The sequence below is a fragment of the Paenibacillus forsythiae T98 genome (assembly GCF_000520735.1).
Classification (GTDB): domain Bacteria; phylum Bacillota; class Bacilli; order Paenibacillales; family Paenibacillaceae; genus Paenibacillus_AQ; species Paenibacillus_AQ forsythiae.
On record NZ_ASSC01000635.1, the window covers coordinates 1 to 10,708 of the forward strand.

6 protein-coding genes and 1 pseudogene are annotated in these 10,708 nt (G+C 47.4%); 6 read left to right on the plus strand and 1 reads right to left on the minus strand.

All coding sequences use genetic code 11. From position 1 onward, the window contains the following. The first annotated feature begins 106 nt into the window (after window positions 1–106). Both glyA and L692_RS29510 read left to right on the plus strand, forming a co-directional pair. Entirely contained in the window at window positions 107–1,354 is a 1,248-nt protein-coding gene (gene glyA / locus L692_RS0119575; RefSeq protein ID WP_025701747.1) for a serine hydroxymethyltransferase, read from the plus strand. A gap of 230 nt (window positions 1,355–1,584) precedes the next feature. Then, window positions 1,585–1,984: pseudogene (locus tag L692_RS29510) on the plus strand (RNA-guided endonuclease TnpB family protein); the annotation flags it as partial. Between the two features lie 193 nt (window positions 1,985–2,177). On the opposite strand, the gene loaP reads toward L692_RS29510, so the two are convergent. Further along, window positions 2,178–2,750 (minus strand): antiterminator LoaP, encoded by a 573-nt coding sequence (gene loaP / locus L692_RS0119585; protein ID WP_025701749.1) that lies wholly within the window; start codon window positions 2,748–2,750, stop codon window positions 2,178–2,180. 421 nt (window positions 2,751–3,171) lie between these two features. On the opposite strand from loaP, the gene L692_RS0119590 reads away from it, so the two are divergent. From L692_RS0119590 to L692_RS29520, 4 genes are all read left to right on the plus strand, one after another. Next, a complete protein-coding gene (locus tag L692_RS0119590; protein ID WP_025701750.1) occupies window positions 3,172–3,996 on the plus strand; it encodes a 4'-phosphopantetheinyl transferase family protein in 825 nt (274 codons plus the stop codon). A gap of 6 nt (window positions 3,997–4,002) precedes the next feature. Further along, on the plus strand, window positions 4,003–4,704 hold the full coding sequence (locus L692_RS0119595) for an MBL fold metallo-hydrolase (protein WP_025701751.1): 702 nt from the start codon (window positions 4,003–4,005) through the stop codon (window positions 4,702–4,704). Then, window positions 4,704–8,021 (plus strand): ACP S-malonyltransferase, encoded by a 3,318-nt coding sequence (fabD, locus tag L692_RS29515; protein ID WP_025701752.1) that lies wholly within the window; start codon window positions 4,704–4,706, stop codon window positions 8,019–8,021. Before L692_RS0119595 ends, fabD begins: the two co-directional genes overlap by 1 nt. 67 nt (window positions 8,022–8,088) lie before the next feature. Next, window positions 8,089–10,708: type I polyketide synthase (locus L692_RS29520; protein WP_198027791.1), on the plus strand; the 2,620-nt coding region annotated here is incomplete at its 3' end.

Below are 10,708 nucleotides of genomic sequence, written 5' to 3' on the forward strand. Positions count from 1 at the left end.
GCGAACGCGCGGTGTATCGGCTGCCGGATAATGACGGCTCGAAGCTGTGTGATTAGGGAAGAATACCCCCATCTCATAAACCATATTCAGGGAGGAAATAAGAACAATGGAACAACTGCGCAAGAATGACCCGGAAGTGCTGAAAGCGATGGGACTGGAACTCCAGCGTCAGAAGGCCAATATTGAGCTGATCGCTTCGGAGAATATCGTGAGCGAGGCCGTCATTGAGGCTATGGGCTCCGTATTGACGAACAAATACGCGGAGGGTTATCCGGGCAAACGTTACTACGGCGGCTGTGAGGACGTGGACATCGTTGAGGATCTGGCCCGCGACCGTGCCAAGCAGCTGTTCGGCGCCGATCACGCCAATGTGCAGCCGCATTCCGGCGCGCAGGCGAACATGGCCGTATATCTTGCCGCGCTCAACCCCGGAGATACGGTGCTCGGCATGAACCTGGCCCACGGCGGGCACCTGACGCATGGCAGCCCGGTTAACGCTTCCGGTCTTCTCTATAATTTTGTCGCCTACGGCGTTCAGGAGGATACCTTCCTTATCGATTACAACGAAGTACGCAAAGCGGCTTTCAAGCACCGTCCGAAGCTGATTGTCGCCGGCGCGAGCGCCTATCCGCGTACGATTGATTTCGAAGCCCTCGCTTCGATCGCGAGCGACGTCGGCGCGCTGTTCATGGTCGACATGGCGCATATCGCCGGTCTGGTGGCCGCAGGTCTGCACCCAAGCCCGGTTCCGTATGCCCATTTCGTGACCACCACCACCCATAAGACGCTGCGCGGCCCGCGGGGCGGCATGATTCTCTGCAAACAGCCATGGGCGGCGGCGATTGACAAAGCGGTATTCCCGGGAAGCCAGGGCGGTCCGCTGATGCATGTTATCGCTGCCAAAGCCGTAGCTTTCGGCGAAGCGCTTCAGCCGTCTTTTAAGACCTATGCCGAGAATGTCGTGAAGAACGCCAAAGTGCTGGCCGAAACGCTTATCAGCGAGGGCGTCAATATCGTCTCCGGCGGAACCGACAACCATCTGATGCTGGTCGATACGCGCAATCTGAACATTACCGGCAAGGATGCGGAGAAAGTGCTCGACTCCATCGGCATCACCGTTAACAAAAATGCGATCCCATTCGATCCGACCAGCCCGTTCGTGACAAGCGGCATCCGGATCGGCACGCCGGCGGTTACCTCGCGCGGCATGGATGAGCAGGCCATGGTCGAGATCGGCCAGCTTATCGCCGAGGTGCTTAAGAATCCGAAGGATGAAGCGACGCTGCAGGACGCTGCCCGCCGGGTTGCCGCGCTGACGGATCGGTTCCCGATTTACCCTGCGTTGCAGTACTAAGCACACCTTCGAGTTTAGCTCAATTTTGTGTCAGCCTCCGCGAGTTCCGGTCTGCCGGTCTTGACGGAGGTTTTTTTCGCCGGGATAATTACAGATTTTCCGAACGAGAAAGCCCACTACGGTGCGATAGCCCCCCCTTTAGGGGGGATGAGAGTAAGGTCACATACGAAGTGATTGTGGCACTTCAAATATTTGGAAATACTACTCTTTTTTGTTGTGCCAGTTCAAAAGACAAGGAGCAACGCTGGATGAAAGACCAAGACCACAAAGTAAGTCATGCCATTGTAAATTTTGCACAAGACAATAAGATTTCTGTCATTCGCCTGGAACAACTGGCGAACATCAGGCAGACGGCAAGAACAAGCCGTAAAAACGAAAAGAATCTGCATACCTGGTCATTTTATCGCCTGTCTCAGTTCGTTGAATACAAAGCGAATGTAGCTGGCATTACAATTGAGTATGTGAATCCTGGGATACACAAGTCAAATATGCCCTACATGTTCTGAAAAGAATAAGGCGCAAGACAGAAAATACAAATGCAAATGCGGATTCGAAAAACATCGTGATGTAGTCGGCGCTATGAACATTCGATATGCGCCTGTGATTGATGGCAACAGTCAATCAGCCTAAGATGCTAGATGCACTGTCTTAGGAGGGGCAATGAGATGCCCTCATCTTGAAGACTGTTCAAACCAGAAATGGACTGCGAACGCTTAGTCATTCAAGAATCCCGCCCGTCGCACCGCAAGGTGTAGGGCATGTGGCTTTAGCCGTGGGAGTCTCAAAAATTAGATTATGAATCAGAAATGGTGAATCATGAAAATTATGTAGGGTCGTATTTGTTTGTAATTTCAACTCCGACATCGATCAGCTTGCCATCACCCATGATTTCGAACAGTACTTTTGCTCTGTTTTTATGCTTATCAACCTTTTTGATTCGTTCTTCCATCCCTTTAAGCGGACCGGAGTCGACATGTATCCTTGAATTTTCAATGGTAATCGTAGAGTACTCCAGAACATCTGTAGTCCCCATGACTTGTAGAATAGGCGCCATTTCCTCTTCCGGTATTGTAGAGAAAAAAGAGTAATCTTCCTTGATGCTATTTCCAGAAGCTGCTCTCGCAGGTTTTTTATAAACAGCTCCATTATTTACTAGTTTATATACTTTTGGGGTATTTTTTATTATATGGTAGTACTCAGGACTCATATTTATCTTAATGAAAACATAACCGGGAAAAAGTGTCCTTACCCTATGGTAGGTAATGCCGGACCGCTTTTCGGGGACCTTTTTTTTGGGGTTTATACAAACCAAGGATCTTTCGTCAAATTGTTGCAGAAGCAATTGTCGAACTTGTTCTTCATTACCTGTTTCAACGTATAGAGCATACCAATTCATAGTACAACATCCTTTCATTTGGCACAGCGATCATTAGTAGAAATTTAAATCCTTCCTTTCAGAAATTATAAAAGCAATTTGTTCAAAAAAATGTCGAAATATGTAATCTTATGGTATGAACTTTTTTATTCACTTATTATTTCCGGTATGTTATAGTGAACATAATGTATAATTTCGAGCAAACTGATAAAAATCGACATTTTTTGTATATGTTATATCCTACTTTAGTATGAAAGCTAATCGATGTTTCGGCACGTTAGTGGACAACGTAGGCCTATAATTTGCTGTAGAGTAGTGTGCGGGTTTCCGTAGGCGACCTGGGGAAAGTGTGTTTTTTCACATATCATGGTATAAAAATAAAGGTCTCGGCCCTCGGCTGGGCCTTTTGTTTTTTGTATCCCCAAAAAAGGGAAGGTAATGTATGACTTTAAAACGCTATCCGAGAACGGTAATCAACAGGTTAAGGTTGCAAGTTGATGATCGCAGCTATGAAGTGGCCATATGCTTTTGTTGGTGCGCTGCACTCGATGAATACTTGTCTCTTTCGCATGACTTGCATGAAAAGGAGAGGGAGCGTTTTGATAAGATGGATTATGAACGACGAAGAAAAAGCTATCTCCTTGGCAGACATGTCGGGCGCTCAGCTGCCTCTGCGGTCATTGGCCATGACCAGCGAAGCGACATTTTTATCGATCAAGGCGTTTTTCACCAGCCTATTCTCGTATCGCCCCTGCTGCCCAATATGCAGCTAAGCATAAGCCATTGTGATGATTTAGGAGCCGCGATAGTTTTTCCGGAGGCGGTGCCGATGGGGATTGATATTGAGCGTATATGCCCTGGAAAGAAGGATGCCATAGAAAGTGTAATTACGGAGTGGGAAAAGGAACTTGCCCGGAATTTCCCTTTTGATTACGAAACCTTTCTTTTTTGCCTATGGTCTGCCAAGGAGTCGATTTCGAAAGTCTTCAAAACCGGTCTGACTGCATCCCTTGCTATATATGAGGTTGCTTCTTTAGAAAGAGGGGATAACGAATTCACGTTGTATTACAAAAATATATTTCAATATGTGACAGCCGTCTTTATTATTCATCACTATGTATGTGCCGTTACGTATCCCAAAAATGTAGTTTTGAACAGCGAATCGATGCTCTGTTTCCGCAGGTCCTTACAGGAGTTATGGCAAGTCAATAGTCAGCCGGATCTCACGCAATCAAAAGGTCAAATATTAAAAATGCAGGATGTATGATAAAAAATGGAAAAAACCTATGAGTTGTACACTTATAAAGCCGGCCACAGTACACATTACAATTATATTTACGTTATTGTGGACCGGACATCCAAACAGGCTATAATTGTAGATCCTGCGTGGGAAAAGAAGTTAATTGCAAGAATGTTGGAAGAGCTTCGTGTGGAGCTTACGACTATATTATTGACTCATTCACACAATGATCATGTCAACGAGGCGGAAGCTTTGGCCCGGATGTACAATGCCCGTGTTTACATGTCAGCCCGAGAAATAAGTTACTACGGTTACCGCTGCACCAATCTGCATTCGTTTGAAGACGGTAAGACGATCCCTGTAGGGGATACCTTAGTCACTTGCCTGCTTACTCCGGGACATACCGTCGGAAGCGCTTGTTTTCTCTTGCCTGGAAGTTTGTTTACGGGAGATACAATCTTCATAGAAGGCTGCGGAGTTTGCCATTTTCCGGGAGGTTCGCCGGAAAGCATGTACGAAAGCGTTCAAAGGATTAAAAATACGATTTCTCCTGACATACGGATCTACCCCGGTCATTCGTACGGAAAAGAGCCGGGACTGCCGTTTAGTTACTTGCTCCAATACAATATTTATTTCCAATTTGATGAAAGTGAACAGTTCATCCGCTTCCGTATGCGTAAAAATCAGAAATTCTGGCCTCTGAGGGAATCACCGGAAGGAGGGAGATTTCGTTGATGAAGAAGCCAATGGTTTTTATGTTTTCAGGGCAAGGATCTCAATCCTATCAGATGGGCAAGGAACTGTTCGATCTCTCTCCAGTTTTCAGGCACTGGCTGCGGACTTTGGATCGGATTGCATCCGGCATTATTGGGCAGTCCGTACTAGCCGCCATCTACGATCCTCAAAAAAAGAAGCATGATGTTTTTAATCGGACATTATTATCGCATCCCGCGATTTTTATGGTGGAATATGCACTGGCTGCGACGATGCTTGAGAACGGATTCCGGGCAGATTATGTTTTGGGAGCCAGTCTAGGCGAATTTGCCTCCGCCGCAGTCGCAGGTGTAATCGGACCTGAAGCGGCTTTGTTGGCGGTGCTGAAGCAGGCCGAGTTGATTGAATCCACATGTGCAGAAGGCAGCATGCTGGCGGTCTTGCATGATGCCGGAATGTATGAGGCAAACTCGTTCATTCGAACTAGGAGCCAATTGGCGGCGATCCATTATGCTTCAAATTTCGTGCTTTCGGGCGAACCTGGTGATATTCGGGAAATACATAGCCGGTTGAATGAACAGGGAGTAATCAGTCAATTGCTCCCGGTGGGCTATGCCTTTCATTCTTCCCTGATTGATCCGGCAGAAGAAAGGTATAAAGCCTATTTGAAGAATTTGAAGCTCTCTCCACCGGCTATTCCTTTGGCATCATGCGCGGAAGGGAGACTTCTGCATCAGTTGGGTCCGGGCTATTTCTGGGATACCGTAAGAAAACAGATTTCTTTTGCCGATGTGATTCGTACTTTAGAGCAAGAAGGAAGCTATATATATGTGGATCTAGGACCTTCGGGCTCATTGGCCAACTTTGTTAAAAGATGCTTGGGGGAAGACAGCAAATCGGAGTGTCATTCTGTCCTTAGCTCATTTGGAACAAATCATCATGTTTTGGAATCGCTGCGGCTTACAAACGTAAAACATTCTATTTTTTTTCCGGGGAGGAATAATGAGGAAATGACGACTTGTGTTTTTCCAGGACAAGGCTCGCAATATAAAGGAATGGGTGAAACGCTATTTGATGAGTTTACGGAGCTTACCGCCAAGGCAGAACAAATTTTGGGCTATTCAATTAAGACGCTATGCCTGGAGGATCCTAATGGGCAGTTGGGGAGGACGGATTTCACTCAACCTGCACTGTATGTCGTAAACGCGTTGACTTATCTCAAACTGTTGCGGGAGACCGGTAAGACACCCGATTACGTGGCCGGTCACAGTTTAGGGGAATATAATGCTCTGTTCGCAGCTGGGGCTTTTGATTTTGAAACGGGATTAAAGTTGGTACAAAAACGCGGTCAATTGATGGAGAAAGTTTCTGGCGGCGGCATGGCCGCGATCGTTGGACTGAAAGCTGAGCAAATTCATGAGATTCTTGTCGCAAACGGCTTGACAGCGATAGATGCGGCGAATTATAACTCTCCATCGCAAACGGTGGTTTCCGGTCCCAGGGAAGAGATTGAGCGAGCTCAGCGGATATTTGAAGCGGCAGGTGCAGCCTTGTACTATCCGCTTTCCGTAAGCGGTGCCTTTCATTCCAGATACATGAACGGAGTGAAAAGCGAATTTGAGGATTTTCTGAAATCAGTCCAATTCGGAGAACTTCATATACCGGTTATCTCAAATGTTCACGCCAGACCTTACAAGCAAAACGAAATCAAGCAAAATTTGCTGGAGCAAATCACTAACTCGGTACAATGGTGTGATAGTATCCGTTATCTCATGGGGAAAGGCGAAGTGGAAATTATTGAGGTTGGGCCAAAAGATGTATTGAAAAAGCTCGTAGCTGCAATACGCAAGGAAGCCACGCCGATTGTCGTTGAGGATGATCCAAGTCCGGAAGATTACATAGCGGAGCCGTCGAACCAGATCATCGCGGAGAAGGAGTTACCGTCAACCGAACCGACGGTACGAGCAGCGCAAGTGGCCTCTTCCGATAAGTTCCGGGACATCACTCCATACACATTGGGGAATGCCGCGCTCCGCTCGGATTACAATTTGAAATATGCCTACATGATCGGGTCCATGTATAAGGGGATTTCTTCCGCTGAACTTGTTGTGAAGGCAGGCAAATCCGGAATACTGGGCTTCTTTGGAGCGGGAGGATTAGGACTCGGAGATATTGAGAAGGCGATTCGAACGATCCAGCAAGCTTTGAATAATGGAGAACCGTACGGTATGAATCTGCTTCATCAGCCTAACAATCCTGATCTGGAAGAACAAGTGGCAGACCTTTATTTGAGGTATGGAGTTAGGACAATCGAAGCATCTGCATTCTTTGGCATAACGTCTGCGCTTGTCAAATACCGGGCGAAAGGCTTACAGCGGAAACCCGATGGGACTGTCGGTATTGCTAACCGAATTATAGCCAAGGTTTCTAGGCCTGAAGTGGCCGAAGGTTTTTTAAGCCCGGCGCCTGCCCGCTTGGTGGAGAAGCTGTTGGCGGAGAATAAAATTTCGCATGAGGAAGCGCAATTGCTGAAGCTTGTTCCGATGGCTGACGCTTTGACGGCGGAGGCGGATTCCGGCGGGCATACAGATCATGGGGTTGCATACGCTTTACTGCCAACCATGATTAAATTGCGTGATGAAATGATGGAGAAATACCGGTATTCGGAAATGATCAAGCTGGGAGCCGCAGGCGGCATTGGAACACCTGAAGCGGGGCTGGCAGCTTTCGTATTGGGCGCCGATTATATCGTAACAGGTTCAATTAACCAGTGTACAGTGGAAGCGGGGACGAGCGCGGCCGCTAAAGAATTGTTGCAGAATGCCAATGTGCAGGATACCGATTACGCGCCTGCTGGAGATATGTTCGAACTCGGGGCGAAAATTCAGGTGTTGAAGAAAGGAGTGTTCTTCCCGGCAAGAGCTAACAAACTATACGAGCTATACAACCAATATAATTCATTGGACGAAATCGGTGAGAACACAAAGAAGAGAATTCAAGACAGGTACTTTCGTCATAGTTTCGAAGAAGTCTACGAATTGGTAAAACGTTATAAGCAGCCGGAAGAAATTGAAAAGGCAGAAAAAAATCCTAAATATAAAATGGCTCTTGTTTTCAAGTGGTACTTTTCTCATTCAACACGTTTGGCCATAAGTGGCGATCTGGATCAAAAGGTGGACTACCAGATTCATTGCGGCCCGGCATTGGGTGCGTTCAATCAATGGGTAAAAGGGACAGAACTGGAGAACTGGCGAAATCGGCATGCGGATCGAATTGGCGAGAAACTAATGGAAGAAATCGCGGAGCAGTTGAGACGGCTGGTATTGGCATACATATAATAACCGCTATTCATTAACATTTCCTAAGGATGGAATCGGAAGTCGATTCTTTGAGAAGGTGAAGTCTATGATGAAGTATAAACCAACCGATATAGCCATAATCGGCATGGCCTGCAGGTTCCCGGAAGCGGCGAACGCCGATGAGTTTTGGCAGAATCTCATAAACGGGCGTTCGAGCATTCGAGAGATTCCAGAGGAACGCTGGAAATGGCAGGATTACTGGGGAAATCCTCAAAGCGAAGGCAATTTTACCAATAGCAAGTGGGGCGGATTCCTCAGCGATGTCGCGGCATTCGATCCTGCTTTTTTTGGCTTTTCGGCGCGAGAGGCCGAAATCATGGACCCTCAGCAGCGGCTTGCGTTAGAACTCTCCTGGTCCTGTTTGGAAGATGCCGGATTACGTCCGTCCAGTTTGTCCGGGGACAAAGTAGGCGTTTTTATGGGCGTGTTTAATCATGATTACAAGGAACTGCAGGAGCGGCGGTCCCAGAATATCGAAACCTATTATTCAACGGGAACGGCCTCTTCCGTCATTGCGAACCGGATCTCCCATATATTTAATTTTAGAGGCCCTAGCATTGCTATTGACAGTTCATGTTCCAGTTCACTTTATGCCATTCATTTAGCGATGAACTCCCTGAATTCGGCTGAATGCAGTTTGGCTTTGGCGGGAGGAGTGAACCTTATCTTGACGCCAACCCGTCATATAGCGTTTTCTAAAGCCGGAATGATGTCTCCCAACGGTTCCTGCAAAACCTTTGATGATCTAGCGGATGGTTACGTTCGCAGCGAGGGTGCGGGTGTCATTCTGCTTAAACCTCTGGATAAAGCCCTGCAAGAAGGAGATCGTATACTAGGTATTCTCAAAGGTAGCGCCATTAACCACGGCGGCAAAATGCATACGCTTACATATCCTAATCCCGATGCTCAAGCGGAAGTGATCGTTGAAGCAATTAAGAACGCGGGAGTCGGGATTCGGACAATTAGCTATATGGAAGCTCACGGGACGGGTACCCCCAAGGGAGATCCCCTTGAAATCAAAGGGCTATTAAATGCTTTCGACATACTTGCTCGGGAAGAAGGAGAGAGTGGTCAAACGGGTTATTGCGGTTTGGGTTCAGCCAAAACGAATATCGGGCACACGGAGTCTGCCGCCGGAGTAGCGGGTGTCGTTAAGGTGTTGCTGTCAATGCAAAATAAGCATTTGCCAGGATTACGGAACTTTAATCAGTTGAACCATCGCATTTCTCTTGAAGATAGCCCCTTTTACATTGTTGACCGCCCTCAGGAATGGAAATCTTATATTGAAGCAGATGGGCAGTATGCGCCCTTGCGGGCAGGGGTAAGCTCCTTTGGGTTCGGAGGCACGAATGCCCATGTGATACTGGAGGAAGCGCCTGCTCCCCTTAACTGGCCCGCAGAGGAAGAGCGGAAATATACTTTTTATATGATTCCGTTATCTGCAAAGACGAAAAAACAGCTTATGAGCAAGATGGAAGATTTGGCGGTTTGGCTGAGTGATAAGGGAAACAATTGCCGTCTTCAGGACATCAGTTGGACTCTTCTGGTCGGAAGAGAGCATTTCGATTTTCGCGCAGCTTTTGTTGTAAATGATGTAGCGGATCTGCGTGAATGCGTAAAAGGAGTGCTGGAGAATCGGAAAGTGGAAGCCTGCGTTATGGAGTATGTGCCGAAAAAAGAGCGCAGCAATGAGCCCTCGCTCGTACAACTGGGAATGGAGACCATTGAGGAACTAATAGCCGATGACGGAACTGCTCATGACTGCTTTATGAAAATGATGACGCTTGCAAAATTATTCGTAAAAGGGTATGAATCCGATTGGAAAGCCTGTTTCTCTGTCAGCCACCCCCGCCGGATTTCCCTGCCTACGTATCCCTTTTCGAGAGAATGCTTCTGGCTGCCTGATTCGCCAGTGGACAGCGGTGAAATCTTGCTCAATAAGAGACGACTTCTTCATCCGCTGCTGCATGAGAATGTTTCTTGCTTTCGAGAACAGCGGTTTCATTCAATATTCACGGGAGCGGAATTCTTTTTAAGAGATCATATCGTGAAGAACAGGCACGTTTTGCCCGGTGTGGTGTATTTGGAGATGGCGAGAGCCGCCGCTGAAATATCGTTAGCGAATACACAAGAAAAAGATTCACTGAAACTGGTCGATGTGGTATGGACAAGGCCGGTCACAACAGGTACAAAGCCTATTCGCTTACAGGTGGCGCTTGAGCCGAAAAATAGCGGAGATATCCGATTTACTGTTATCAGTCTTTTCGATACGAAAGAACCAATTATTCACACTGAGGGTACCGTAAAAGTCGTTAACAGCACAAGCGCATCCAGACTGGATATTACGAAGCTGCGAGGAGAATGTGTATTTAAGGAGCTCCCGTCCAGAAAGTGCTATCCCCTTTTGTCAACAACAGGCCTTGATTATGGCCCGGCGCACCGTAGTATTCAGAACGTATATTGCGGATTCAAACAGTTGCTGGCGGAGCTGTCTCTGCCCGAAACTGCGCATGATGCCGAAGGCAAGCTTATCCTTCATCCGAGTCTGATGGATGCAGCATTCCAATCCGCTATTGGCTTTCTCGGTGTTTTCGACGAACCGGTGCCGACAGCTCCGGTCTCCGCTGTTCAGCCGTCTCTTCCGTTTGCACTGCAGGAGCTTGAGA